This window comes from Candidatus Shapirobacteria bacterium (genome assembly GCA_041659325.1).
In the GTDB taxonomy this organism is placed as follows: domain Bacteria; phylum Patescibacteriota; class Microgenomatia; order UBA12405; family UBA12405; genus JBAZYN01.
Window position 1 is genome coordinate 424,634 of the sequence record JBAZYN010000001.1, and the last position, 26,156, is coordinate 450,789.

Below are 26,156 nucleotides of genomic sequence, written 5' to 3' on the forward strand. Positions count from 1 at the left end.
GTTGATTATGTCACTACTTAGTTTAAGTAACAACTAGCTAGCAATTCAAATGCAGCAAAATTCCGACTGACCCAAAGTAAGTTCTAAAACGAATCCAGTTTGTATAATATAAATTTATATATATATGGAGAGACTACTAACTCGCAGAAATTTCTTAAGACTTGTCGCGAGTGCTGCTAGCGGAGTTGTTCTTGACGCCTGTAAACCAAGACCTAAGGCTGTCGAAGCCCCACCGACATCTGCCCCAACCAAAGTAGAACCTCCGAAGGCAGCCGCCACTATGGCCCCAAAAGAAGTGGAGACAAAAGATAACACCGCTAATACTGCTGTACCACAAGCTACCGAAGCACCAAAACCAACCAAAGAAACGTTCGTCGCAAAAGAAGTCCTTAATCCGGGCAAGTTACCGGAAAAATGGGGCTATTTTACCGGCCAGGGACCTAATGCTGACACTGCCTTCCAAGCCGCTAATTTTGGTACAGTTGGTCCGCTCGTTACCAAGTTTATGGGCATGGAAGACAAAGATCCCACCCTACCCCCAGATTTAATTGAGGCGGCATCGCTTTCTAAAAATAAAGAAAGCCAACCAAACGGCGAAATAATTCTCTATGTTGAGTCTAGTAGTGAAACGGCTTGTGACCAAATCGCCGATGGAAAGATGGATGAATTCTTTACGCAATTAGGAGAAAATATTGCTGCAATTCACAAACGGGGGATTAAAGTAACTGTGGCAATCCTACCGGAAATCAATATGGGTGATCAAATCCAAAATCAATGTCCTAGATTTAAAGAAGCATTCAGACGTGTTCACGATATTATAAAAAACAAAGCGCCCCATAATAGCCAAATGGCCCTATCTCTAAATTTTGCTACTTACCCATTAGTACCTGAAAACGATCCTGAAACCTATTTTGCCAAAATAGAGGGACTTGTTGATCGAGTTATTGTCAGCGGTTTTAACTTTGATACTGACGAAATTCCCGAGAAAACTTTTAAGGAGGTGTATGGGCCGATTCTTGATCAAATTTCCCAATGGGGGGTACCTATCACTCTAAATACCGGTTGTGCGAAAAGACCTTATCGCCCTGATTGGATCAGGGCAATTCCGGGTGTCCTTGCTCAATATCCTAATGTCGATCAAGTTTCAGTTTTCGCACAAGACAAATTAGGTCAGGGGATTGAACAAAATTGGTCTTTTGGTGACCCGGAGTCTCAGAAATCATTTCGAGATATTCTCCCATAATAAGGCCATATACCTCAACCCATTTGAACCATATCCGTTACAGGTTTCCAGTCCAATCCTACTGAAACAATATCATAATTTTCTTCAAAATTTGTCAAACTGCCTGCGCTATCCAAATTTACTCTATAGCCAGCAGTTCCACCTTCAACCAGAAACCTATCAGCGGCAGAATGTCCGACTGTGATTATTTTCCGATCAGGAAATCTTTCCACAAATTTTTTTGCAACTACGCCTTTATCTTCAGCTCCCAAGCATCCGGAAACCCCCGTCACTATACCATTTTTTTCCGTAAAGGTGTCTCCAATACAAAATATTCCTGATAAATTGTGTTTTCTGCATAATTCCTCAACCGACCATTCTAATCCGCAAGAGACAAACACAATCGGAATCTTATTTTTTTTGCATATATTCAAAAAAGGTTCTCCGTTTGGATTCAAAACAGTGCCACCAATTAATTTTCTAATACTGTTTTTGATAACCTCAACCTTTAAACCTATCAAGAGTTCGCATAAAGCCCTAACTTGCTCTCGACCTTCACCGCTTTTCCCGTACGATAATTTCTCCTGGTTTACCGGATAATTATCCGAAAAATAATTCGTATTTAGCCTACTTACATGATCTCTGACAATACATTGGTCAAAATCAGCTAAAACAATACACCCAGCATTTGGAAATTTTGATTTTATGTTATCAACAAGACCCTCTATTTTATTTTCCATCTCCTCATTATTTATTGCCATATTCCCTGGTTACCCCACATAGATTCATTTCTAACCACAGTTAAGTTAAATAAGGTAATTTATTGTATCAAAGACTTAATTCAGACCTTTAATCCGCCATTATTTAATCAGGCTTAAATTTCCATTTACTACAATTGGGCTCATTGCCACTATCTCTGATTTATAGAACTCAATTTCTGGAATCGGGTTGTACAGAAAAATCTTCTTTCCTAAAATAAAACTATATCCCATTTCAATTAAAGTATTTCCACCTATATAGTTTTTAATGCCTTTTTTATCTAAATTTAAAACTAAGATTGCGTCAACGTCTTTTAAGCTTTCGCATAATTCAATCAACCCGTTATTATCATTCTTATCTTTTATTGTTAATCTGGTTATTTCTTCAATATCTTTTCCGGCGTACCCTTTTGTGAAGCTTGAAATTACAACCTCGTGATTTATTTTTTCCAAACCAGATTTCAACTTCAACATTTCATCAGAAAAAACCATGCTACCAAGGATTGCTATTTTCATTTTTCTTGTTGAGAGTATACCGAAAAATTCAAACTGTATTCATCAAATTGTAACACCCTGCCTGCCGGTTTACCCGCCGGGGTGGGCCTCTAAGGGAGACTCGATTAAGAAATTATTCCAAGTTACAGATAGCGAAAACAAAATTTCAACAGTGCGGACCATTTTTTAATTTTTTGCGCGTGATTTCCGGATATCAATACACAATGAGATATAATTAACGCATGGACAAAAGGGAAACAACACAATCCCCCTCCGACGAAACCAGCACATTTGATAATAAACAATATAGTGTTATCAAGACAGGAGTTCCTCTTACAGTAGACAAAGGCCTATATGGTAAAGGTTATAATTATACTGTCGATTTTGATAGCTCACCTACTCTTCAAGCACTTTACCTTCAAGCGGAAACATTTTTTCGCACCGATAGTCTTTCTCCTCCACAAACTGTTCTTAATAAGTTAAAAGGAATCGTAGCCACAGCCTTTCCACACCAAGGCATTAATAAAGTTATTGACTTCGAAAGACAACTACGTAAGTCCAAAAATCCAGCTTCCCTGGAAGACTACGCCAAAAATGGTATCGGTAATTGTTCTCAAACCACGCTGACCTTAATTTTATTGTTCGAAAAACTTAGAGAAAAGGGGATGGCTCAAGGCGCTTTTACCTTAGAAGAAGCTGATTGGGAGAACGAATTTACTGGCGGCGGACACACTTGGGCAAAATACTTACCGGAACAAGGAGAACCTGTCGTCGTGGATGTTGTTCGGGACTATGTAGGGAACGAAGAAGGTCATAAATCCATTTTGGAAACAGTAAGGTGGGAAACTCTTAGTGGCTACTAACAAAACATTTTAGTTTACCGTCGAGCCGAGCGCGGCACGCGCCACATCAACCTGCTTCAATTTGCAGAAACTGTTAAGCAGTATGGCTACAGACTGTTCTATCCTTATAACTGAATTGTCTATATATCCCCAATGCTAACTTTACTTTTATTTTATTTGATTTAGCTTTCCAATATCTTTTTGTTGTACCATTAAAGTCTCGTCCATGGGCTTAAGAATAATTTTATTCAAAATAATGTTATTTTTTATATCGACGTTTACAAGTAATAAATCTCCATTATATTTTCCAGCTATTATATAGCTTTCGTCATTTATAGTACTAATTGGAAATTTTGTTTGTGACTGGATATCAGAGTAACCAATTCCATATGAGAGTAAAGTCCATATAATAATAAAAGCGGGATAGAAAACATAGTTAATTCTCAGGAACTTAGTAATAAAAGAAATATCAACATTTATATCTTTTTTCTTTTCTTTATTTGCTAGGTTCGCTTTAAAAATTTTTTCCGAGTACAAATTATATTTTGATAGGTAACTTTTTTCATTTGGATATTGAAAAAGTGGAATTACAAAAATATATATTATTAAAAGTAAAAAAATGAATAATATCAATGCCGATTTAAGTACGGGTAGGAGAATAGAAATAGATAAAATTAGATAGGTAAAAATTATAAATACGGCCAAGACTGCAACAAATGCAAATATTAGATTTTTTTTAGTTAAAGGCTTAAATTCTTCGTCTTCTTTTTTATTTGGAGACTTTGTTGAGAGAAAAAATGAAAACATTAAGACAGCTAATACAAATAGCACCAACAAGGATGACAGAATTGCTGTTTCTGTGTTAACTTCTACGAAAATTACTGGTAAATTAAGAAAAGTATATTTACCCGTGAGATAGCAAAAAGCAGCAATATATCCAACTACAGGAATACTGATTATGGACAAAGTCTGACTTGAGTTCAAATCTGGAATAATTTTCATTTTTCTTGTTGATAGTATACCGAAAAATTCAAACTGTATTCATAAAACTATAACACCCACCCTGCCCGCTTACTCGCCGGGGAGGGCCTCTAAAGCCGGTAAGATACTAATTTATACAGGAATATTGGCTATCATTTTGTCGATATATCCAATTGCTTGAACGGGCGTATCGACGAAATAAATCATATCATCTAGTACCTGTCGGATGAACCCCTCTTGTTTCATTCTCTTGAATTGATTTTTTAGACCATCGTAAAAGCCATCTGTATTTAAGACCACAATTGGTTTGTTATGCTGCTTTTGTTTTTTCAGCTCTAGTAGTTCAGTTACTTCATCTATTGATCCGATTCCACCGACCAGAAGCACAAACGCATCACTTTTTTCAGCCATTAGAACTTTTCTTTCGGGCAGAGTTTTGGTTATATATACTTCACTTAAATCCGTGCTAACAGCATCTTTAATTATTTCAGTAGCTATCCCGATTAGCCTACCTTTTGATTCTCATACTGATGAGGCAAGAAATTTCATTAAACCGATGTCTGAACCACCATAGATAAGGCCGTACCCATGACTAACAACTACTTTTGCCAAATCTTGAGCATCCTTAATATATTTTTCTTCAACGTCATTTACGGAACAAAAAACACAGATATTTTTCCCCACGGGTAGATTATAGCGTAAAAACTTTTCTAATACCCATAAACAACATCTCCCTCTTTGGCCCCGGCAACCGAAATCTTCTTCCACTTGTCCGGGGTATAGTTTCTTAGACCAATCAGTAAACAATCTTTTTTGAAAATAAAGGCAACCGGAACATCTTTGTCATTGCCGACTTTCTTAAGAATATGGCTAGTATCCATATATAATATTCATCTAAATATAAAGTGTTGCGGGACTAGGGCTCGAACCTAGAATATCCACTTCCAAAGAGTGGTGTCCTACCATTAGACGATCCCGCATTGTTTATTAAAACCTTTAACCCATCCGGCAATTCTCCTATTTAAATCAGTGCTTCTTCTTACTCGCACACTTATTTGACCATGATAGTTCTGATCTACATTTTTTCTCATGGTCATGATTTTATTTTTCTTAAAATAAATCTTATCAAACTTACTTTTAGGATAACCCAATTCATTAGACCAATATTCTACAAATACATTCTTTGTTTCTTTAAATTTTTCATGGACATAAAGCTCCAAAACGATATCATCGTCAATAATCTTCAAATACTCTTTTAACCAAAAAATAAAAAACGACAACATCCTGGAATCAGAATTGCTAAATTTTATACCAACGGAAACATTAGTCTCTTTTTGTTTTTCACCTTCTGCCCAATACAACATTATTCCTGCCAACCACAAATCGCGATTACTTAGTTGACCAATATCACTAAATGTACTTTTATCAATAGCTTCAATTTTTTGCAACCTTTGTTTTCTCTTTTTCGCACCACCCCTCTGTATCGCTGACAGTTTACGTTCAGTTAAAGCTTGTTTTTGTTTTTTTGACAAGCCAACCGATCTTAGCCACTGAGACAAAGTAGATTTTGCCACTGGGACTTTTTTCAAAATCTGGGAATAAGATAAGCCATCTTTTCTCAAAGAAACCGACAAATTTTTAAGGTTCTTTTTTGCCATTAATAAAACCATTATAAATGTTTGTAGTACATAGTACAATGGTTCGCTTATACCAAAAGTGCCGATGAGAGGACTCGAACCTCCACACCTTGCGGCATACGCACCTCAAGCGTACGTGTATACCAATTTCACCACATCGGCATTAATTTATTTCAATGTGCCCCCTGCCTGCCGGCAGGCAGGAATTTCACTTACCCTGCCGTAGCATTGGCAAAGGCGGGCCACATCGGCAGATTGTCCAAAAGTACCCTGTATTATACCAACAAAAACAAGCATAGCCACGTTTATTTGCAAAGCAAATTTAAGTGGCGTCGCCACGTTGTCCGATGAAAAGTCGGACTTACGCGGCACAGCAACGTTTATTTGCGAAGCAAATATTACGTTGTGGCTGTTGAGGGACTCGGACCCCCGACATCTTCGATGTAAACGAAGCGCTCTACCAACTGAGCTAAACAGCCATCCTGGCCTATTTTACCAAAAAACCCAAAAATATCGCTTCGCAAAACGTTACAATTTGGCTACAGAGACCGAAACATCCTTCTTAAAAAGTTTCCAGTATATAAATACTACCGGAAGTACTATTATTTCTCCAATTATTAATGCCTGGCCCGGGGATAGTTTGTCCGCAATAAAGCCTAATAAAAATGCAAATAATGCAAAGAACAAATTACCAGCAAGGCTGTTCAGGCTTACCATAGTTGCCCGTTGTTTATCAGTGAACTCCCTTTGGAACATAGTATCTTTAGCTACAGAACCTACACCATACGAAAATGATGAACTAGCCATAAGAACAGGAGAAAATACACTTGGGTAAATGACTGCTATCAAACTAACAATATGACTGTAAATCTTCCCCGGCATGAATGACTTGAAATAACCAAATTTTTTAATAATTTTCCCACTAATGTTCATTCCGATTGCCGCCAAAATATTAGACAACATTCTGTATATCCCAATCGCCCATACCGGCCACAACAATGCAATAAAAGCCGAACTGAATTGATACATTGTCTCGCCGACTCCATATTCAAGCACTGATGCGATGCTTAATAATCTTAGTTTTGAATTATCCTTAAATTTTAAAATAGCCTCTTTAAGGTGTGAATAGATATTTGTCCGGTCTGATTTATTTTGAATCTTTGGTTCAACCATCAAAAAACCTATATACAAACAGATCAATTGAGGTATTAGAGATAGCCACATCACAAAGGCAAATGAAAAATAAGCGATTACTCCACCAAATAGTGCTGATCCGGCCAAAGCCCACTGAAACATAGAGCTAACTTTACCGGAATGCTCGGCATAATTCTCCTCTTGGCCATATTCTTTCAATGAATCATGCAGGAGTGCCTGATTATTACCACTGTAAAAAGACCTGGCTAATCCAGCAAAAATACTCCCCATCGCCAATATTAAAAAATTCGTCCCAATTGCATAACATATCAATGTTAGAACTGCCATTAATGCCCCCAAAATAATCGTTTTTCTTCTGCCAATAAAGTCAGAGAAAATCCCGGTTGGTAATTCGAAAATGCTCGCAGACAACATCTCAATCGAAAGTACGGCTAATCCCAAAGTATAAGATCCGGAAACTTTCGCAAAGTAAATTATTGCCACAGGAGCATACGGTCTAAAGTCAGTGAAAAAGTTGAACCAAGTTAACAGCTTAATATTTCGATGAAATTCCATGGTCTTATTATAGTAAAAACAGGGGTGATAAGGCGAATTTATATTTTTATGAGAATAGGTCCAACTCTTATCGCCAGTATCCAAGATTTCCGGGCCAACAATAAAACATTATTATTTACTCGTACTCGGTAAAAACTTGATTTTAGGAGAATTTTAAACTACGACACAACCATCATCATCTTTGAGCGAGAGACGGGACTCGAACCCGCGACCTTCTCCTTGGCAAGGAGACGCTCCACCAATTGAGCTACTCTCGCAAAATAATTCAAAAGAACAAAAATAAGTGCCGAAGGTTGGACTCGAACCAACATCCCAGGTTTTTCAGACCAGTGCCGTGACCATCTTGGCTACTTCGGCAAGAAGTATCTGTATTATATCAATTAATTTTTGCGCAGCCACGTTTATTTGCGAAGCAAATTTAGGTTGCATAGCAACGTTGTCCGATGAAAGGTCGGACTTATGTTGCATAGCAACATTTCCACCAAAGCAAATTTAGTTGCGCAGCCACGTTTATTTGCGAAGCAAATATTACGTGGTGCCACGGGTGGGAGTCGAACCCACACATCCGGTTTTACGGATACGCCGTTCTGAGCGACGCTTGTCTACCAGTTTCAACACCATGGCAAGTACCGATATTTTATCATCCCAAAGGCCTAGCGCATAACACTCGCAAATTTGATAAAATATCCTGAAAAGCGCGGGATTAGTTAATCGGTATAACTTCACTTTTCCAAAGTGAAATGATGGGTCCGACTCCCATATCCCGCTCAAAAAGAAACAAAAATAATAAATAAAAGTTAAATCAATTACATATATGAAGCTTTTGCCCATAAAACCAACAATAAAATTTGATGATCTTGAGAAAATCGACATTCGTGTAGGAACAATCGAAAAAGTTGAAGACATCGAAAATTCAGATAAGTTGGTCCGGCTGACTGTTAATTTTGGAGATTTTAAGCGAATTATTTTGGTTGGAATGAAAAAAGAGCGAGAGAACCCAAAAGAAATTGAAGGGAGGCAGTCTTTGTTTGTCGTCAACCTCGAACCCAAAAAAATGATGGGCGAGTTTTCAGAGGGGATGATATTTGATATCGGATACACAAATGAAATTGTTCCGGTCCTATCTATGCCCGAAAAACAAGTTCCTGACGGGGTAAATGCAGGTTAGTACGGAAGATTAGAATAATTTTCATCGTCAAAAGCGAGGGTCCATCAAGGTTACGGATATAAAATAAATTACAAGAAATAAAAGGGCAAGGACCGCATACCTCTCGAGTTTTGAGTTTTTCTTATTCATTATGACCTTCGGAATTGCCACTACAAGAAACACCTCAACCCCAAATGAAATAAATCCAAAACCCGCAATTACTTGCCGTATAAGAGGGGAGAACACTAATAAATCCTCGTTTACATTTCCAAAAAAATCCAAAAAAGTAGGAATTTTGAAAATATCCTGGGTAATATCTTTCAAGAGATGAACTAAAACGACCAGGAAAAAAGCAGGAAGACAAAATCGCCAGATTTTATACAAATATTTCATCATTAAATAAGCTAATTTTACTCCATTAATTAGCAGACCTCCGCTTCCCAATATTCTTCCAAAATATCGCCACTATTTTTTAACTGTAGTTTTTATCCTGGAAAATCCCATCCCGGAAACCGGAACCAAACCCAAAAGTAGTAAACTATAAACATGTTAGATAATTTTAGAATTTACGGGAAACCTCCATTTGCTGTCGTATTGGTACACGGGGGTCCTGGCGCCCCGGGTGAGATGAAACCAGTGGCCAAAAATTTATCAAAAAACTTCAGTGTAATCGAGCCCCTCCAAACCAAAAATTCCATTGATGGTCAAGTTGAAGAGCTCAAATTAGTAATTGAAAGAGAAACGACCCACCCTGTTTACTTGATTGGTTGGTCTTGGGGAGCTTGGCTTAGTTATTTGCTTGCCGCCCATTACCCAAATTTGGTAAAAAAATTAATTTTGGTAAGTAGCGGACCGTTTGAAGCCAGTTACGCCGAGAGGATAATGAAAACAAGGTTAAAAAGATTGTCAACACCAGAGCAAAAAAGAGTTAATAAGATTATCCAATTACTCCAAACGGGAAAAGCCAATGACATCATTTTCAATGAATTTGGTAATTTAATGAATAAGGCAGATTCGTACAATCCACTTTCCCATCAGGGCAGGGGAGATATTGAAAAATCAAATTTTCAATCAGAAATTTATGAAAAAGTATGGTCAGAAGCCGATGCTCTTCGAAATAGTGGCAAATTACTCAAAAGTGGAATAAAAATAACGTGTCCCGTAGTCGCAATTCATGGCGATTTTGATCCACATCCCTCCGCGGGAGTTAAAAAGCCTCTATCGGCAATTTTAAAAAATTTCCGTTTTTATTTGCTAAAACAGTGTGGGCATCACCCCTGGTTTGAAAAAGAAGCTAAAGATAAATTTTATGAGATTTTATTTCAGGAGTTAAAATCCTAAAATCTCTAACATCCAAGTACTCTTTGAAAATATTTAATTGCAAAATCAAGTCGGTCGTAAAAATAATGCCAAAGACCATTTATAATCCTGATCAATAAATCCGATTCAATCATAACATCAATCTTGTTAACACACGGGAATTATTATAAATATACATAAATTGACAGTAGTGTGATAATAAATCAAATGCTAAAAGTTTATGTCGCGCATTCAGGAAATTTTGACTACAAAACAGAACTTTACACCCCCCTAAGGATCTCCTCCCTAAGCTCACAATATCATTTTGTCCTACCTCACGAAAGTAATGGATTCGTTAATTCCAAAGAAATAATAAAAAAGTCAGATTTAGTTATGGCGGAGGTTTCCCATCCATCTACTGGCGTAGGTATTGAGTTGGGTTGGGCCGATAGTTACCACATACCAATCTTATGCTTCTACAAACAGGGAACAAAGCTCTCTGGTTCACTAAAAGCTATTTCTAGCGCTGTCGTTTCCTATTCTAATCCAACAGACATGCTTAAAAAAATCGAAGACTTTTTATCCGAGAAGTTTTCGATTAACCAGTTCAACTCTGACAACCCCACTCCATAATATCCAAATACAGTCAAAAGATGAAAGATTTATCTTCAAAAAAACAAACAAAAACCCGTGTTCACTTAAGCATTCCCGCCATACTGATATTCATCTACTCCCTAATAACAATATATTTCTTTTATTTCAAGTCAACAAGTGAAAGTTACAGCCTGACTCAATCATGGAAGGAGTATTATGCTCTTGATGACTGGAACCTTTGCCTACATGCCCAAACAGATATTGACGGCGATGGTCAAAAAGACATTATCACTTGTACCAGCTGCGCGATTTTGTCCTCAGTTTCACCAAAAAACATCCCCACCAACAAGCAATGCCAGGAGCCGGGAATGTCGTCTATTGTCTTTCCCGACAACACCACTACCATAGGCCAAAATTTAACTTCCTCAAAACCTTTTTTATATCAATGGCCCAAAAAATCATATTTTGTAAAAACGCAAAACAATGTTTGGAAGCATTACGAAATGAACGGATTACAACTTAAAACCTACGAGTTGGGAGAAAATAATCTATTTATAGAAGTTAAGCCAACTATTTCTGATATAATTGACACGTTTACTTATCAGATAAGCCATCTTGGACTACCTCTGGTTTTCTTCATTTTCAGCATCCCAACATGGTTCCATTCATAATAAATTAGTCGTTTTCTACCCATCGGAACAGGGGATGAAACCAAAATACATTAACAATCCGCCGCTGTGGTGAAATTGGTATACACGCAAGACTTAAAATCTTGTGGTCTCAAAAACCGTGTGGGTTCGATTCCCGCCAGCGGCACTAAGTTATAAATTAAAGAATTATGGCATTAATTGACCGAATTTTAAGTCCATTTGGACTACAAATTACTCCCGTCAGAGAATTAGTCGTCCGAGACTCCAGGGGGAGAATTATTGATCGACATCCATTAACAATAAGACCTAATGGAACACCAGTGTTCGATGCTTCTGAAGTTGATACCGGAAATTCCCAATTTCCGGAAACAAGAAAAATTATTACAAGAATAATTTAAATTATCGGGGATTGGCGCAATTGGCTAGCGCGCACGGTTTGGGACCGTGAGGCTGCAGGTTCGAATCCTGTATCCCCGACTGAGATCGTCTTGTTTGTCGGATGATAATGGGTTAAATTAGTAAGGATGATAGGATTAATGATCATTTTGGGGGTGATTTTGCAGTCATGGCTGTTAGTGGGAATACCCAAAAAAACAAATTTGTTGAAAACCTTAATAATATTTTCGATTTCGTTGCTGGTTCTGGGACTATTTAAGCAGAAGCTTTTTGAAGATAAATCTGTGTCATTATTGATTTTCTTCTACATTTGCATTTTTAGTGAAGCTTTCCGTAATGAAGCCCTACCTGTAATCAACGAAAAGGTGCTGGTGTCGTACCTGACATTATTGGGGTATGTGTTGGTAAAGGTATCAGTCTTGATGATTTTATTATGGGCAGATATTAGTCTAATCATGCCGATAGCGGTGGTAATGGGGTTACTTTTTTGGCGAGTTTTTAGCAGTCGACCTTTTGGCGTGGCTGAAAAATTTTTGGCTTACACATTCTTTTTGGTGCTTTTGGTACTAGTCCAGACAGCTAGTTTTTTAACACAAGAGGCATTAATTGAACAAGATAGGATGCGGGGTGTTTCGAATTGGGAACTAATTTTGTGGGGGATGTCGATTCTCTATAGTAGTTTCTATATTTATCAGCTGTTAAGCCTTATCCCAATACCGAGTAAAACTCAGTCATTTTATCAAAAGTGGAAAGATGTTAAAAGCCAGGTAAAATTATTTGTGAAAAAATATTCCGATAAACAGGCACAAAAGATAGAATTATTGTTTTTGGTTTTGCTGCAGGGGCTAATTTATTGGGCCAATGAGAGGTGGCAACTGTATAGTTTTTTGGGTATAACAAGCTTATCAATAGTAGTGATTCCGCAGCTGTCGGCACACCTTGGTAAACATTAAAAGATAGGTTTTAGTTTTCTACCCATATTTTGTCTGACATAATGTACATCAACATTTTTATATTAGCTAGTTTTAGGATTCAGTTATTAAATTTTTGCGTTTAGAGCCGACAGTTTTGTCCAATCGACCGTGTCTGCCATAGCTTTAGCGTCGGTGAGGCTCCGCCTCTTCGCCGCGCCCCACCCGCAGCATACCGCGCGACCTGCCCGTGATAGGTGTCCCCAACTACGTTAGTCACAGTAAAAGTCTCCCTTGTCAAAGGGAGATTTAGAGGAATTAAAATATTATTTGTTATAATTCCCCATGCTCACTCAGCCTACTTTTATCCCGGTCGGTACCCAAGCCACCGTAAAATCCCTGACCCCTTGCGAGCTTTCAGAAATCGGGGTCGAAATATTTTTTTGCAACACCTATCACTTATATCTTCGCCCGGGAGATCGGGCCATCAAAAAATTTGGCGGTCTACATAAATTCACCCGATGGGACGGCCAAATTATCACTGATTCCGGCGGTTTCCAGGTCTTTTCCTTAGGCAAAGAGCATAATGGCGCCGGTAAACTTACAAAAATATCCGAAGACGGGGTAGAATTCCGCTCCCACCTCGATGGCTCCCTCCACTTTTTAACCCCCGAAAAATCAATTCAAATCCAGCACAATCTGGCCGCCGACTACCTAATCGCCTTTGACGAATGTACCCCATATCCGGCCACCAAAAAATACGCCACTCAGGCCCTGGATAGGACTCACCGTTGGGCCCTCCGGTCTCTTTTAGAGCACTGTAGGCTCAATAAAAAGCTAAACCAAAATTTAAAATTATACGGCGTTGTCCAGGGTAGTTATTTCAAAGCCCTCCGCCTTCAATCTGCCGAATTTATTTGTTCGCAGGATTTTGACGGCATCGCCATTGGCGGAGTATCGGTGGGCGAACCAAAAAACAAAATGCGCGATGCAGTTTCCTGGGTTATGCCCACGGTTTTAAAAACCAAAAAATCAATCCACCTTCTTGGGGTGGGGGAGATAGATGACCTTTTTGATTTCTTTGGTATGGGCATCACTTCTATGGACTGCACCATGCCCACCCGTTCTGCCCGGGCCGGTCAATTTCTAAACCGGACAGGTGAGGCAAAACACGATCTCAAACAAAGGTTTTACAATCAAATAATTAACAAAAAATATAAAAAGGATCAAAGCCCGTTGGATTTGGAATGCCAGTGTTATTCCTGCAAAAATTTCGATAGAGCCTATATCCATCATCTTTTCAAAACCCAGGAACTTTTAGGCTATCGGCTGATGACTCTCCACAACCTAAAATTTATGATCGATACCACCCAAAAAATAAGAGATGCTTTAAAAAATGGGACATTTGACAAGCTAAAATATTCCTGGCTTGGTAGGCCTTAACTATGGGAAAAACTTTTTTATGTATTAATTTCGGTTGCCGGGTCAACGCTGCCGAAACCAACCAATTCGCCCAAAAGTTAATTAGCGATGGTTATACTCCCCTCCTTTCTTCAAAGGAGGGGCCGGGGGTAGATTTAATCTTCATCAACACCTGTTCCGTCACCGCCAAAGCCAACATCGAATCTCTTGGCAAAATCCGCTCTCTTCGTCATCAGTACCCAAACGCAAAAATTGTCGTTTCTGGATGCGCCGATTTAAGAAATATTGAAGTATTACCGAATATTTCCATTATCAACAATGTTGAAAAAGAAAAAATTCTTGAAAAAATCAATGGCGCCTATCGCCCGCAAATAGGGGACAAGTTTAGTCATACCCACCGCTATATCTTAAAAGTTCAATCCGGCTGTACCCACAATTGCTCGTATTGTACCGTGCCCCAAAAAAGGCCATATCTGTGGTCTTTACCCATTACCACAGCCATCGATACGGTAAATCAGGCCATAAAAAACGGCTATCAGGAAATCATCATCTCCGGCGTAAATCTCGACCAATACAAGTATGGTTTTTCCACCCTAATCGAATCTCTTTTAAAAAACACATCCGTTCCCCTTATCTCCTTCGGCTCCATCCCCCTAAATTGCATCGATAGTCGCTTCCTTTCCCTAATGACAGATTACAGGTTACAGATTACCAATTTCCTCCATATTCCCCTCCAATCCGGCTCCGACAAAATCCTAAAACTCATGCACCGCCCTTACAATGTTAAAAAAATAAAAGAAATCTTTACTTCCTTAAAAAATATCACCCCCCGCCCTGTCAAGGGAGGGGCTGGGGGAGGGTTTAGTTTTGGTACCGACATCATTGTCGGCTTTCCCGGGGAAACCGATGCTGAATTTGAAGAAACATATAATTTGTGTAAACTTATCGGTTTTTCCAAAATCCACGTCTTTAGATTTTCCCACCGGCCCAATACTCTTATTACAGATTATTACAAATCGTGCCTTAAACCATCTAAAGTTGACATCAAATCCCGCGCCGAAAAACTCCGAAAACTTTCAACATAATGTTCTCCCTTGTCAAAGGGAGAATTAAAGAGGGATTTATATTGTTATTTCACCCTTTTTCTCCCCATTTACTAATTACTGATTACAAAGCTAATAATTTCTCCATCACCTCCCAAACCACACTTCCATTTCATCAAAAACCGCATAGTTAAACGACACTTCCTGTCCCGGAAACCGCGCATTTTTACCCCAAATACAGGCTTTATTAACATCATCCCGCATTTGGCTAGAAATCCGTTTCAAGACATCATCAATAGTCTTTGTTTTTTTCATAATCAGCGGTTCTTTTTTATCACCCTCGGTATTTCTCTCATACCTCAGATATACCCGAACAAGTCCCAGCTCCCTCCAAATTTTTTCCTTTAATTCTTCCAGGCCAATCTCTTTATCCGCACTTAAAAATAATACTTCCCCGGTTTTTACTTTCGACTTTAGACTTTCGACTTTAAAGTTATCAATTTTATTGATAATTCTCACTACCGGCATATATCTTCTGGATTTTGACAAGCCATCAATCAATACATCTACACTTTTGATTTTTTCTCCAAACTGAATCAGAGCATTGTTATACCCCATTTCTTCGGCAATTTCCTCCACCAATTCTTTGTCAAAAGAATAATATGGATCAATAATTTGTATCGCTCCCTTATCAGTCCGGTTAATATGAATTTTGGGTGGTATCTGCCCCAATCTTATCCCCGATTTATAAAGTTCATTGGCCATAATATCCAGCCACCCAATCCTTTTTACATCAGTCATTATCACCGCCAAGTCAGATGCTCTGATTACAGAAATCACTTTTTTCCCAAAACCTTTGTTTTCAGCCGCCCCCTCCACAATACCGGGAAGATCCAAGATTTGAACTTTAACACCTTTATATTCCATCATTCCGGGGACCACGCCCAACGTAGTAAAATCATAATTTCCCACTTTCGACTCAGCATTGGTCAGTTTATTGAGGAGTGTCGACTTTCCCACACTCGGTAGCCCCACCAAAACCACTGAAGCGTCACCGGAGTGTTTAATTGCATACCCTACTCCTCCGCCTCCGCCTTTCCCCGACGAGCCCTGCAATTCATCCTGCAATTTAGCCATCTTGGCTTTCAAAAGTCCATGCAAGTGTTCCGTCCCTTTGTGGTATGGCGTGTCCCGAATCTCCTTCTCGATTCGAGACATCTTCATTTTTATTATTTCTTCTTTGGTCATTCTGATAAAATCACTAGATACAAATGATATTCATTCTTTCTCTTTTATTATTGCTTCTCAGCTACAATCAGTCTATTTTAGCATCCGAAAACATTTTTGGGGTGCATTTAACCCAACCACAGGACATTTATACCGCAAAAGATATGATCAATAGTTCTGAGGGGGATTGGGGATGGGCCACAATTGTCATCAGAACCGATCAATTAAACCACCAAACTTGGCAGGACTTCTTTGACAATTGCCGTAAGTTCCACATTCAGCCCATTATCCGGCTAGCAACCGTGATGGAAAAAGAATGTTGGAAGCGGCCGGATTACACCGATATCGACAATCTCGCCATATTTCTAAATTCTCTTAACTGGCCGGTCCGGGAACAGCCCGTAATCCTTTTTAACGAAATTAATCATGCCAAGGAGTGGGGTGGGGAAGTCGACATAAAAAATTACACCGACCTTGCCATTTACGCTTCCAAAAAATTCAAAGAACTTAACCCGAATTTCACTATTCTTACCAACGGTCTTGATCTGGCTGCCCCCGAAAACCCGCCTCTTAACAAATCGGCTAGCAATGTTTATCGGGAAATTTTTTTATACCGGCCGGAGTTTTTTGATTCAATCGACGCCATTGCCTCTCACTCCTACCCCAACCACGGCTATATTGGTACACCCAAAGACTCCGGGCAACACAGCATCAGAGGTTATCTGTGGGAGCAGGAATTTATCAAAAATCTCGGAATCAAAAAAATTTACCCAATATTTATCACCGAAACCGGCTGGCCCCACCGTCAGGGAGTCAAACCCGACAATGGTTTCTTTACCGCCGAAACCGCCACCAGCTTTCTAAACCAGGCCTTCTCGATTTGGCAATCAGACCCCAACATCAAGGCCGTTACCCCCTTTATCTATAATTATCCGCATGAACCCTTCGATCATTTTTCCTGGCTGAGCTTAGATGAAAAGCTGATGCCCGAATACCAAAAATTACTGGACACGCCAAAAAATCAAAATCAGCCGGAACAAATAACAAAATTCCATACCCAGGGCATAAAATTACCCTTTATCATTTTTACCGATACCGAATATACCGGAGAGATAGTATTAAAAAATATCGGCCAGTCAATTTGGGGAGAAAAAGGCAGTTTTTGCCTCAATCCCCAAACAACTCCAAATGTCCAACTAGACGCCATCTGCATCGGCAACGGCTTCATCTACCCAAATCAATCACTTCCCCTAAGTTTTAAATTCAAGATATTATCCGACAAAGAATTTAAAGGAAAAACTTATATTAGTTGGGAAAACACCGACACCTATCAGATTACCCCTTTTTATAGCAATGCCACTATCTACCGAAGTGAGCTCAGATTCAAAGACAAGATTATTAATTTTGTCGAAAAACTGATAAAATAGACCGTATTATTTGACAATTTATAAGTACTCCGGTGCAGGCGCCCATAGCTCAATGGATAGAGTACTAGTCTTCGGAACTAGTGATGTGGGTCCGATTCCCACTGGGCGTACTTTACTTGTCCTCGTAGCTCAGTTGGATAGAGCGCTTCCCTTCTAAGGAAGAGGTCACAGGTTCGATCCCTGTCGGGGATACCCATATTTCGGGTTGCTAGCTCAGGCCGGTAGATCCGCCCTCCCGGCGGACTCTTGAGCGATCATAAAATACTTTAAAAATATGGGTTGCTAGCTCAGTTGGTAGAGCGATCGCCTCTTAAGCGATTGGTCGTGGGTTCGAGTCCCACGCAACCCACCACCAACAATCCGCCGCTGTGGTGAAATTGGTATACACGTACGCTTTAGGAGCGTATATCGCAAGATGTGGAGGTTCGAGTCCTCTCAGCGGCACCAAGGACATTTAAATCCCTTCGGTTTTTTTAAGCTCGACTAAAATATAACTACATATCAAAAAACAAGTAAGACTTATCACAAATAAGACTGAAAGATATGATAATTTATATAAAAATGTGATAGAATAGGGCTATTAATGATACTTTTTTTATAAAGCAAGGAAATATAATATGGAAACTATTATTCTAAAGGATAATCCTATTACTACAGATAGTACACTAATCAGGGATAAAACTTATCACCCGCCTGGGTCTATTATTAGTGTTGATCCAACTACTGGTCTAAGAAGAGAGGTCGCCTCACCCGCACAAGATACAGAAAATAGAAGAGCGTTTTTTAGAAAAAAATAGTCCGATCTTTAAACAGGCTTTAACGAAACCTCTCAAACTGCCCCGCCAATAAAGATGGTCTGATATAAACCTGATCTCTTTAGAAAACGTTGTTGAAACGTTTAAATCCTAATTTATTACGTTTCACCGCCAAATATTTGCTAAACTGAATCATGTTGTTGTATCTTTTGTTAATTTTCTTCTTTTTCTCTCCCCCAAAATCTTACTCCCAGGAAGCCACTCCCGCCGCCGGTCTTTTTGACACCTACAAAACCGACTACCTCTATCAGCGAAAAATCTATCAGGAAAACTATCTCGACTATTCCAAAAAAAAGGAAATCCACACCCAATACGGCACCCTGATTACTCAAGCCGACAAAAACGAAGCTACCACCAAAACTCTCATCGCCAGAAACACCATGCTCAAGGCCTATCTTATGGCCATTAGAGTAAATATGGACCAATATGAAGACCAAGATCCCATCGAAACCGAAATAATCCAAATAGAATTAGCAAAGCTCGAAGAGTGGCTAGACGAACAAAATTCGATAGTATCCTCTATCAACAATGAAAGCGATATCTCCGATTGGGCCGAAACGTTTAGATTCAAGTACATCACGATTCAACAACAAATTTATTCCTCTCTGGTCCAAAATGAAGTCAACCAGAAAACATTGGTTCTGAGAAAAATCCAAAAACTAGCCTCCGACATCCAAAATTCCCCCCAAGTCAGTCCCGAAAGTCAACAGTGGTTTTCTAGCCTACCGATAAAATCAGATTTGGTTGTCGCCAGTCTAGACAATGCCGTTAATAAAATGAAAAAAAAGCAGTACTCGGGCAATACTTTCAACAATTTTTACCCCGAAGCAAAAGCCGACCTCAATAAAGCCAATTTCTATCTATTAGAAATTATCGGTGACCTAAAATCAATTGTTTTAAAATTTACCAACTAATATGGCAGACGATCTCACCCAAAATATCGACACCCCACAGGACAATCCGGCCACCCCGGAAACGACCACTTCAAAAACAATTTTACCCAAAGATCCAAAAATCAAGCTTCTGGTCATTTTGGTCTCAGTCATAGCCATTCTTCTATTCATCGCCCTTATCGTTTCGGCCACAAAAAACGATCGGCCGACCCCCAAAAAGACCAAAGCTACCCCCACCCCCACAGAGTCTAATTTACCCCCTATTTCTCCCACCACCACCCTCGGTCAGTTTCCGGTAGAATTTCAGGCCCAGTTTGACGATATAGAAAAAGAAATGAACAGTCTGGAAAACTTACCTCCGCCCCAAATTGATACAAAAGTCGGCATCGAAGAATAATTTATTCCAAGACAGCGAAAACTCCGATCGTAAGATCGTGGATTTTTTACTTCCTCGAAAGATACCCACCCGTTTCAGTGCTAATAGAAATCTCATCCCCAACTTTTACAAAAAGCGGGACCTGAACTTTCGCCCCCGTATCTACCATCGCCGACTTCATCGCCGAAGTGGCCGTATCGCCCTTAACGGAATTTTCCGTTTCCACCACTTTACAAACAATACTTTTGGGCAAAGTTACCCCCACCGGGTTTTCTTCATAAAATTTAATCCTGAAAAGCAAACCTTCCTTCAAATAAACCTTATCATCTCCCATAATCTCCACCGGCACCATATATTGCTCAAAACTCCGCGGCTCAATAAAAACATAATTTGCTCCGTCAAAATACGAATATTCAGCCTCATGAGTTTCCACCATCACTTCCTCAACCTTTTCCCCCGATTTATAAGTAAATTCAACCACCCTTCCCGTATACAAGGACTTTAATTTCGTTTTATAAAACGCCGATCCCTTTCCGGGAGAAACAAAGGAAATATCCACCACCATGTGTGGCTCATCATGAAACATTATGTAAATTCCTTTTTTGAATTGTGCTGTCGAGATTGTCCCCATGTCTGGTATTTTACCTCCAAATTTTGGATTTTGCTAAAGCTGCTTCCCAAGTTTAAACCAAAAAAAATCCCAGAGCATGCTTTTTAGAGGAGCCACCCCGGGATCTGATGTGTAATATATCATAATATTATAAATACGTCAATTATACTAATCAGATACACACCCTCGCCGACTATGTCACATTAGTATTCACCCGTTTCCATTTGGCGGATAAATTGATTTACCCCCCGTGCCCAAGAACCATCAGAGTAAGGGCAATACTTTTTCATAATTAACTCCGCCGTATTCAAGCCCTTTTCAAAATACACCCTGTTTAGATATTCTGCGTAACTTCTTAGGGCCAAATCATAACTTTCAAACCGCAAAGTTCCTTTAGAATGTATCCCATAACCCCAACAGTTAAATGAACCCTCCGGGATTTTTTTGCACAAATTTGACTCCTGTTGGGCAATCGCCGGTATCCAATAATACTCAAAACCATAGGTATCGGACAGCTCACATATCAGCTCAGCGTAGTCAGCCAGCGGAGATTTATATTTTTCCAGATACCGCCTCACAATCAAGGGCCTGGCATCCGCCACCTCAAACTCCCCATTTCTGACAACATTTGTGTCTTCTTCATTCGACGCCGAGACAGCCAACCCCTCGTTACTACCCATGTCGTAAACAACGCTATAAGTTGATTTATGGCCGGGTTGATACTTTACAAAAGTCACTGTTTCCCACAGCAAAAATAATACCGATATTACACCAAACACCGACAAAAAGACCAGTCTTCCCACCACCAATATTGTTCTCTGCATTCGTATTTCATGATATCATACCCCTACTTATGAAAACAAACGTCAACGATATCGAGAAACAAAAAAACAAGACCTTTATCCTGAAAATCGTTCTCACCACAGAGGAGATAAATAGGGAATATACCTCCTCCCTAAAATCCGTCCAGTCAGGGTTTGAAACCAAAGGTTTTAGAAAAGGAAAAGCCCCTCTTGACCTGGTAGAGCAGCAAATTTCAAAACCAAAAATTCTCGAAGAAGTTGCCTCTCACCTTATCTCTCAGGCCTACGATCAAAAAATCAAAGAAAACAATCTCAAACCCATTATCCAACCTCAGATAAAAATTACAAATCCGCCCATCACCCTCGAAAAAGATTGGGAGATCGAAATCATTGGTTGCGAGTTGCCGGAAATTGAAATTGATCCAAAATATCAGCCTCAAGTCATCAAAATTAATTCTGCACCAGAAAAAAAAGAGCCCAAGGCCGAAAATGATCATGACCACAAACACGACAAATTGGACGAAATTTTAAACACGCTAATAAAACACTGCCGCGTCGATCTGCCCCCGATATTAATCAACTCTGATATCGAAAACCGCATGTCTCAGTTAGTCGATCAAACCTCCCAGGCAGGCATTACCGTTACCCAATATCTCAAAACCAGAAATCAGACTCTTGAACAATATAGGGCCGTCTTAACCCAGCAAATAGTAAACGAGTGGACCGTAAATCTTGCCATCGACAAAATCTCAAAAGATCAAAAAATGGAAGTCACCAAAGAAGAGACTGAGGCCCTTCTCAAACAAAACCCCAAAATGGCCAATAACCCAAATCTGGTTTACTACCTTATCACTCAGCAAAAGGTTTTTGACTACCTTCAACACCTCAGATAACTAGCTATACCAAAATATATCTTTTCAAGCTAATTAGTGTTATAATACTTGCCATGGCAGGTGGGTATTTACTTAAACCAAGTACCAACAAAACCGGTAACTACAAAGTTAACGGTTTTTCAAATGAAATAATTAAAGGGGACCGTGATGAAGCACCAAAGAAAAAAACTGGTCTAATGGGTATTTTAGGTCTCGGTCAAAGTGTAGAAATCAGCAAACCGAAGCTAAGCTGGGGAAACGAGTTTTTGGGCGGAGTAAGTCACCTTCAACAGGAAGAAAACCTTTTGCTCAAAAATCAACAAACCGAGCTCAAAAAAACCATCGAGTCCCTCCAACAAGAAATCAAAAAGCTCATCAAGGCCACCGATAGCCTAAATACCGATGTCGAAAAAATCGCCCTCGAGCCGATTGTAGAGGTCAGTGAGTATCAGCTTCACTTCCTTGACCGGGTAAAAATATTTATCGCCAACCTTCGAAAAAATCTATCTCAGGCCTCAACCTGGCTCGAATCATTCCAATCCAAGAAACGCAAAAAAAATGCCTTCTGGAGTAAGGTAAAAAATAAAAAGGAAGGGGGAGAGCAATATCTTTTTAGCGGTGAGCACTCCGCCGCCCGCTCCACCTCTTAATTTTTACTATTTCACCAACAAATCCTTTTTTAAAACACCCGGTCATTGCTCCCACTCACGCATTACGCCTGTCCGCCTTTGGCGTAAGGGGATTATTCCCGTGGCAATCTTTCCCACCCCGTCATTGCACCTGCCCGCCTCTGGAGGGGAGGGATTAAGGGTAGATTTCGACAAAAATTATAGATATACTAGGCCATCTCGAGTCTATAGCTCAGTTGGTTAGAGCGCTTCGTTGACATCGAAGAGGTCAGAGGTCCGAGTCCTCTTAGACTCACAAACCCCCTCAAGCCAAAGAGGTCAGAGGGGAGTTTATCCTGAGCGAAGTCGAAGGAAGTCCTCTTAGACTCACCATGCTATACATAAATCAATACTCAACTACATCGCCCGATCGGGCACAAGATTCTCGCCTCTGAATCGGGCCTCCTGTCTGTTTTGTTTTTTCCTATTATTTCTTATAAAATACATCATATGTCAGAACTTAAAGACCTCCGCCATTCCGCGGAACACATTTTAACCCAAACCATGCTCCGGCTTTATCCGGACAAATTTATTATGGCCATGGGTCCCGCCACCGACGACGGTTTTTACTTCGATTTCGAGACAGTAGGGGATTTCAAAATCAATGAATCCGATTTTCCGGTCATCGAGACCGAAATGAAAAAAATCGTCAAAGAAAACCTTCCCATTATCAAAAAAGAAATTACTCTCGCCGAGGCCAAAAAACTTTTTTCCGATAATCCCTACAAACTCGAATGGCTAGATAGCATTACTAATCGTGATGAAGCTATCACCATTTATTCCACCGGTGATGATTTTATTGATCTCTGCGCCGGTCCCCATGTCCGCTATACAAGCCAGGTCAAAGCCTTCAAATTGCTTTCGATAGCCGGCGCCTATTGGCACGGAGACGAAAAAAACAAAATGCTTACCCGTATTTATGGTACCGCCTTCGAGAACAAAGAAGCTTTAGAAAAGTATCTTCTTAACATCGAAGAAGCCAAAAAACGGGACCATCGTAAATTAGGGCCACAACTGGGCTTGTTCTTCTTGGCTGAAACTGCTCCGGGTATGCCCTATTGGCTTCCAAAAGGTACCGTCATTATTAATGAATTGCTAAAATTTTGGCGTGAAGAACACCAAAAACGTGGTTATTTTGAAACGATTACTCCTCAACTAAACAAAAAACAACTCTACGAAACTTCTGGCCATTGGGAGCATTATCGTGAAAACATGTTTATTTGCGACATGGGCGAAGAAGGTACTTACTGCCTCAAACCCATGAATTGCCCCAATGCCATGACCATTTTTCAACAGACAAAACATAGCTATCGGGAATTACCTCTCCGCCTGTCCGACTGCGATGCTCTTCATCGCCATGAAAAATCCGGGCAACTAAGCGGCCTTCTGCGCGTTCAAAAATTTGCCCAGGATGATGCTCATATCTTTGTCACCGAGGCACAAATCAAGGATGAATACAAAAGAATTCTGGAAATTGCCCATCTTTTTTATTCTGTCTTTGACATAAAATTCAAAATTCGACTGGGTACCCGCCCCGATGATTTTATGGGCGACATTGAAACCTGGGACAAGGCCGAAAAAGAGCTTGAACAAATTCTCATCGACAACAAATTTGACTATTTCATTGGCAAAGGTGAAGGTGCTTTTTATGGTCCCAAACTGGACATCCTCATGGACGACTGTTTAGATCGGCAGTGGCAAACCGGGACCATCCAACTTGATTTTCAGTTGCCCCGAAAATTTGATCTCAAATATACCGATTCCGACGGCACCGAAAAAACTCCGGTTGTCATCCATCGGGTAATCTACGGTTCTTTAGAAAGATTTATGGGTATCTTAATCGAGCAGTTTGCCGGTGCCTTCCCAGTCTGGCTCTCACCAATTCAGGCCAAAATAATCCCCATCACCGATAATCAACTTGAGTATGCTCAAAAAATCCAAAATATTTTACTTGAAAGCAATCTTCGGGTAGAAATAGACGACCGGGCCGAAACCATGCAAAACAAAATCCGCTCAGCCGCCATGGAAAAAATCCCATATCTGATCATAGTAGGAGACAGGGAAGCCAAGTCTTCCGACAATCAAATCTCGGTCCGCCAACGGGACGGTCAGGATCTGGGTTCCATGCCTCTGGAAAATTTCCTAAAGCAAATTATCGGGCAAATTAGCACAAAGAGCTTAAACCTGATAAAATAGGCACAATGGCATATCAAAGATCCGACCAAAATTTGCGCTATTACAACACCAACAATCGTATCAGCGCCGCAACTGTCCGGCTTTTGGACGAAGATGGTAAGCAAATAGGTATTGTTCCTCTTGCTGAAGCTCGTCAAAAGAGCTTCGAAACCGGGCTTGACCTGGTAGAAATTGCCGCCCGCGCCGTCCCGCCGGTGGTCAAGCTCATCAGTTTTACCAAATTCAGGTATCAGGAGGCCAAAAAGCTAAAATCCGAAAAGAAAGGCATAAAAGGCGGCGGGCTAAAAGAAATCCAAATGACACCCTTCATCAGTCAAAACGATTATGAAACCAGAATTAAAAAATCACAAAAATTTTTAACTACTGGAAATAAAGTCAAATTAAGTATAAAATTCCAAGGTCGCCAAATTGCCCGAAAAGAATTTGGCTATAACTTGGTTGAAAAATTCAAAAACGACCTCAAGGAATACTCTGTTCCCGAAGGTGAACCAAAATTAATCGGCAAAAGATTAATGTTTACTCTGTCGCCTTCCACCAAAAAGAAAGCGGCTACAAAAAATGAAGAAAGTCAAAAATAAGCTAAAAACCAGAAAATCTGTCAGAAACAGGTTTGAAGTCACCAAAAATGGTGTTGTTCTACGTATGTCTTCATTTAACCGGCATCTTCGCCGCAAAAAAAGCAAAAAACAGCTCCGCCGGCTCAAAGGTAAGCAACCCGTCCTCGGCCGATTCGCCATAAAGGTTAAAAAGCTCCTGGGAAGAGCATAACATTATAGTTTTCTCCCTTGTCAAAGGGAGAATTAAAGAGGGATTTATGAGAGTTAAAACAGGCACAGTCCGCCACGCCGGACATAAAAAAATACTTCAGCAGGCAAAAGGGTTTTGGATGACCCGTCACAAAAGGTTCAAAGTCGCCAAAGAAGCTGTTATGCACGCCGGCCAATATGCCTACGAGGGCCGTCGCATTAGAAAAAGAGACATTCGCCAGATTTGGATTGTCCGTATCAACGCCGCCCTCAAACCATTCGAGATCAGTTACTCCAAATTTATAAAATCTCTAAAAGACAAAAAGGTCGATCTCAATCGCAAAGTCCTCTCTGATCTTGCCACCAACAATTCGGACGCCTTCAAAGCCATCGTTACCTTTATCAAATAAGCACGG

Annotated in this window: 30 protein-coding genes, 14 tRNA genes and 1 pseudogene; 28 read left to right on the forward strand and 17 right to left on the reverse strand. The window is 39.9% G+C overall.

Going from position 1 to position 26,156, the window contains the following annotated elements:
- The first annotated feature begins 124 nt into the window (after nt 1-124).
- Nucleotides 125-1,243 carry a hypothetical protein gene (locus WC841_02225; protein ID MFA5828164.1) on the forward strand — a complete coding sequence of 373 codons (1,119 nt, stop codon included), beginning with the start codon at nt 125-127 and terminating at the stop codon, nt 1,241-1,243.
- Between the two features lie 14 nt (nt 1,244-1,257).
- Here WC841_02225 and WC841_02230 read toward each other — a convergent pair whose 3' ends face one another.
- Both WC841_02230 and WC841_02235 read right to left on the reverse strand, forming a co-directional pair.
- Nucleotides 1,258-1,983: a hypothetical protein gene (locus WC841_02230; protein MFA5828165.1), complete on the reverse strand. Its 726-nt coding sequence runs from the start codon at nt 1,981-1,983 to the stop codon at nt 1,258-1,260.
- Nucleotides 1,984-2,082: 99 nt separating this feature from the next.
- Complete coding sequence (locus WC841_02235; GenBank protein ID MFA5828166.1) at nt 2,083-2,496, reverse strand: hypothetical protein; 414 nt, start codon at nt 2,494-2,496, stop codon at nt 2,083-2,085.
- A gap of 221 nt (nt 2,497-2,717) precedes the next feature.
- Between WC841_02235 and WC841_02240 the strand changes: the two genes are divergently transcribed.
- A complete protein-coding gene (locus tag WC841_02240; protein ID MFA5828167.1) occupies nt 2,718-3,338 on the forward strand; it encodes a hypothetical protein in 621 nt (206 codons plus the stop codon).
- A 147-nt stretch (nt 3,339-3,485) separates the two neighbouring features.
- On the opposite strand, the gene WC841_02245 is transcribed toward WC841_02240, so the two are convergent.
- The 12 genes and pseudogenes from WC841_02245 to WC841_02300 all read right to left on the reverse strand — a co-directional run bounded on the left by WC841_02245 (nt 3,486) and on the right by WC841_02300 (nt 8,269).
- The gene (locus WC841_02245) at nt 3,486-4,319 is read right to left on the reverse strand and encodes a hypothetical protein (protein ID MFA5828168.1); all 834 of its coding nucleotides are present in this window, start codon (nt 4,317-4,319) and stop codon (nt 3,486-3,488) included.
- Between the two features lie 111 nt (nt 4,320-4,430).
- Nucleotides 4,431-4,808: pseudogene (locus tag WC841_02250) on the reverse strand (LOG family protein).
- Nucleotides 4,809-4,820: 12 nt separating this feature from the next.
- Nucleotides 4,821-4,982, reverse strand: coding sequence for a hypothetical protein (locus WC841_02255; GenBank protein ID MFA5828169.1), 162 nt, complete (start codon nt 4,980-4,982; stop codon nt 4,821-4,823).
- A 26-nt stretch (nt 4,983-5,008) separates the two neighbouring features.
- Nucleotides 5,009-5,179 carry a hypothetical protein gene (locus WC841_02260; GenBank protein ID MFA5828170.1) on the reverse strand — a complete coding sequence of 57 codons (171 nt, stop codon included), beginning with the start codon at nt 5,177-5,179 and terminating at the stop codon, nt 5,009-5,011.
- Between the two features lie 27 nt (nt 5,180-5,206).
- Nucleotides 5,207-5,278: transfer RNA gene (locus WC841_02265), tRNA-Gln, on the reverse strand.
- On the reverse strand, nt 5,264-5,956 hold the full coding sequence (locus tag WC841_02270) for a hypothetical protein (protein ID MFA5828171.1): 693 nt from the start codon (nt 5,954-5,956) through the stop codon (nt 5,264-5,266). The genes WC841_02265 and WC841_02270 overlap by 15 nt, the downstream gene beginning before the upstream one ends.
- 59 nt (nt 5,957-6,015) lie before the next feature.
- A tRNA-Leu gene (locus WC841_02275) sits at nt 6,016-6,097 on the reverse strand.
- Between the two features lie 244 nt (nt 6,098-6,341).
- Nucleotides 6,342-6,414 (reverse strand) — tRNA-Val (locus tag WC841_02280).
- A 49-nt stretch (nt 6,415-6,463) separates the two neighbouring features.
- Complete coding sequence (locus WC841_02285; GenBank protein MFA5828172.1) at nt 6,464-7,645, reverse strand: MFS transporter; 1,182 nt, start codon at nt 7,643-7,645, stop codon at nt 6,464-6,466.
- Nucleotides 7,646-7,829: 184 nt separating this feature from the next.
- Nucleotides 7,830-7,902: transfer RNA gene (locus WC841_02290), tRNA-Gly, on the reverse strand.
- A 27-nt stretch (nt 7,903-7,929) separates the two neighbouring features.
- Nucleotides 7,930-8,002: transfer RNA gene (locus tag WC841_02295), tRNA-Phe, on the reverse strand.
- A gap of 176 nt (nt 8,003-8,178) precedes the next feature.
- Nucleotides 8,179-8,269: transfer RNA gene (locus tag WC841_02300), tRNA-Leu, on the reverse strand.
- A 73-nt stretch (nt 8,270-8,342) separates the two neighbouring features.
- Here WC841_02300 and WC841_02305 point away from each other — a divergent pair.
- The 11 genes from WC841_02305 to WC841_02355 all read left to right on the forward strand — a co-directional run bounded on the left by WC841_02305 (nt 8,343) and on the right by WC841_02355 (nt 15,149).
- Nucleotides 8,343-8,413 (forward strand) — tRNA-Gly (locus tag WC841_02305).
- A 46-nt stretch (nt 8,414-8,459) separates the two neighbouring features.
- Nucleotides 8,460-8,813 (forward strand): tRNA-binding protein, encoded by a 354-nt coding sequence (locus WC841_02310; protein MFA5828173.1) that lies wholly within the window; start codon nt 8,460-8,462, stop codon nt 8,811-8,813.
- 525 nt (nt 8,814-9,338) lie between these two features.
- Entirely contained in the window at nt 9,339-10,133 is a 795-nt protein-coding gene (locus WC841_02315; GenBank protein MFA5828174.1) for an alpha/beta hydrolase, read from the forward strand.
- 171 nt (nt 10,134-10,304) lie between these two features.
- A complete protein-coding gene (locus tag WC841_02320; GenBank protein ID MFA5828175.1) occupies nt 10,305-10,724 on the forward strand; it encodes a hypothetical protein in 420 nt (139 codons plus the stop codon).
- A 20-nt stretch (nt 10,725-10,744) separates the two neighbouring features.
- Complete coding sequence (locus WC841_02325; GenBank protein MFA5828176.1) at nt 10,745-11,356, forward strand: hypothetical protein; 612 nt, start codon at nt 10,745-10,747, stop codon at nt 11,354-11,356.
- 60 nt (nt 11,357-11,416) lie between these two features.
- A tRNA-Leu gene (locus tag WC841_02330) sits at nt 11,417-11,501 on the forward strand.
- A 22-nt stretch (nt 11,502-11,523) separates the two neighbouring features.
- Nucleotides 11,524-11,733, forward strand: coding sequence for a hypothetical protein (locus WC841_02335; GenBank protein MFA5828177.1), 210 nt, complete (start codon nt 11,524-11,526; stop codon nt 11,731-11,733).
- 5 nt (nt 11,734-11,738) lie between these two features.
- Nucleotides 11,739-11,812, forward strand: a tRNA-Pro gene (locus WC841_02340).
- Nucleotides 11,813-11,859: 47 nt separating this feature from the next.
- Complete coding sequence (locus WC841_02345) at nt 11,860-12,684, forward strand: hypothetical protein (GenBank protein MFA5828178.1); 825 nt, start codon at nt 11,860-11,862, stop codon at nt 12,682-12,684.
- A gap of 303 nt (nt 12,685-12,987) precedes the next feature.
- A complete protein-coding gene (gene tgt / locus WC841_02350; protein MFA5828179.1) occupies nt 12,988-14,085 on the forward strand; it encodes a tRNA guanosine(34) transglycosylase Tgt in 1,098 nt (365 codons plus the stop codon).
- 2 nt (nt 14,086-14,087) lie between these two features.
- Nucleotides 14,088-15,149, forward strand: a complete 1,062-nt coding sequence (locus tag WC841_02355) for a radical SAM protein (GenBank protein ID MFA5828180.1) — start codon at nt 14,088-14,090, stop codon at nt 15,147-15,149.
- 105 nt (nt 15,150-15,254) lie between these two features.
- Here the strand turns inward: WC841_02355 and WC841_02360 are convergent, their stop codons facing one another.
- Nucleotides 15,255-16,355 carry a GTPase gene (locus tag WC841_02360; GenBank protein ID MFA5828181.1) on the reverse strand — a complete coding sequence of 367 codons (1,101 nt, stop codon included), beginning with the start codon at nt 16,353-16,355 and terminating at the stop codon, nt 15,255-15,257.
- Between the two features lie 23 nt (nt 16,356-16,378).
- On the opposite strand from WC841_02360, the gene WC841_02365 reads away from it, so the two are divergent.
- The 8 genes from WC841_02365 to WC841_02400 all read left to right on the forward strand — a co-directional run bounded on the left by WC841_02365 (nt 16,379) and on the right by WC841_02400 (nt 19,866).
- Nucleotides 16,379-17,761 carry a hypothetical protein gene (locus WC841_02365; GenBank protein ID MFA5828182.1) on the forward strand — a complete coding sequence of 461 codons (1,383 nt, stop codon included), beginning with the start codon at nt 16,379-16,381 and terminating at the stop codon, nt 17,759-17,761.
- A 38-nt stretch (nt 17,762-17,799) separates the two neighbouring features.
- Nucleotides 17,800-17,871 (forward strand) — tRNA-Arg (locus WC841_02370).
- Between the two features lie 8 nt (nt 17,872-17,879).
- Nucleotides 17,880-17,953, forward strand: a tRNA-Arg gene (locus tag WC841_02375).
- Between the two features lie 84 nt (nt 17,954-18,037).
- Nucleotides 18,038-18,113 (forward strand) — tRNA-Lys (locus WC841_02380).
- 10 nt (nt 18,114-18,123) lie between these two features.
- Nucleotides 18,124-18,208: transfer RNA gene (locus tag WC841_02385), tRNA-Leu, on the forward strand.
- A gap of 170 nt (nt 18,209-18,378) precedes the next feature.
- Complete coding sequence (locus WC841_02390; protein MFA5828183.1) at nt 18,379-18,558, forward strand: hypothetical protein; 180 nt, start codon at nt 18,379-18,381, stop codon at nt 18,556-18,558.
- Nucleotides 18,559-18,710: 152 nt separating this feature from the next.
- Nucleotides 18,711-19,490, forward strand: a complete 780-nt coding sequence (locus WC841_02395) for a hypothetical protein (protein MFA5828184.1) — start codon at nt 18,711-18,713, stop codon at nt 19,488-19,490.
- 1 nt (nt 19,491) lies between these two features.
- A complete protein-coding gene (locus WC841_02400; GenBank protein ID MFA5828185.1) occupies nt 19,492-19,866 on the forward strand; it encodes a hypothetical protein in 375 nt (124 codons plus the stop codon).
- A gap of 46 nt (nt 19,867-19,912) precedes the next feature.
- On the opposite strand, the gene efp is transcribed toward WC841_02400, so the two are convergent.
- Nucleotides 19,913-20,476, reverse strand: a complete 564-nt coding sequence (gene efp, locus WC841_02405) for an elongation factor P (GenBank protein MFA5828186.1) — start codon at nt 20,474-20,476, stop codon at nt 19,913-19,915.
- Nucleotides 20,477-20,658: 182 nt separating this feature from the next.
- Nucleotides 20,659-21,279 (reverse strand): hypothetical protein, encoded by a 621-nt coding sequence (locus WC841_02410; protein MFA5828187.1) that lies wholly within the window; start codon nt 21,277-21,279, stop codon nt 20,659-20,661.
- 29 nt (nt 21,280-21,308) lie between these two features.
- On the opposite strand from WC841_02410, the gene WC841_02415 reads away from it, so the two are divergent.
- The 7 genes from WC841_02415 to rplT all read left to right on the forward strand — a co-directional run bounded on the left by WC841_02415 (nt 21,309) and on the right by rplT (nt 26,150).
- Nucleotides 21,309-22,151, forward strand: a complete 843-nt coding sequence (locus WC841_02415) for a trigger factor (GenBank protein ID MFA5828188.1) — start codon at nt 21,309-21,311, stop codon at nt 22,149-22,151.
- Nucleotides 22,152-22,204: 53 nt separating this feature from the next.
- Nucleotides 22,205-22,780, forward strand: a complete 576-nt coding sequence (locus WC841_02420; protein MFA5828189.1) for a DUF5660 family protein — start codon at nt 22,205-22,207, stop codon at nt 22,778-22,780.
- 200 nt (nt 22,781-22,980) lie between these two features.
- Nucleotides 22,981-23,054 (forward strand) — tRNA-Val (locus WC841_02425).
- Nucleotides 23,055-23,248: 194 nt separating this feature from the next.
- Nucleotides 23,249-24,994, forward strand: a complete 1,746-nt coding sequence (thrS, locus tag WC841_02430; protein ID MFA5828190.1) for a threonine--tRNA ligase — start codon at nt 23,249-23,251, stop codon at nt 24,992-24,994.
- A 5-nt stretch (nt 24,995-24,999) separates the two neighbouring features.
- Nucleotides 25,000-25,572 (forward strand): translation initiation factor IF-3, encoded by a 573-nt coding sequence (gene infC / locus WC841_02435; protein MFA5828191.1) that lies wholly within the window; start codon nt 25,000-25,002, stop codon nt 25,570-25,572.
- Complete coding sequence (locus tag WC841_02440; GenBank protein MFA5828192.1) at nt 25,553-25,762, forward strand: bL35 family ribosomal protein; 210 nt, start codon at nt 25,553-25,555, stop codon at nt 25,760-25,762. Before infC ends, WC841_02440 begins: the two co-directional genes overlap by 20 nt.
- Before the next feature lie 46 nt (nt 25,763-25,808).
- The gene (rplT, locus tag WC841_02445) at nt 25,809-26,150 is read left to right on the forward strand and encodes a 50S ribosomal protein L20 (protein ID MFA5828193.1); all 342 of its coding nucleotides are present in this window, start codon (nt 25,809-25,811) and stop codon (nt 26,148-26,150) included.
- Nucleotides 26,151-26,156: the final 6 nt, after the last annotated feature.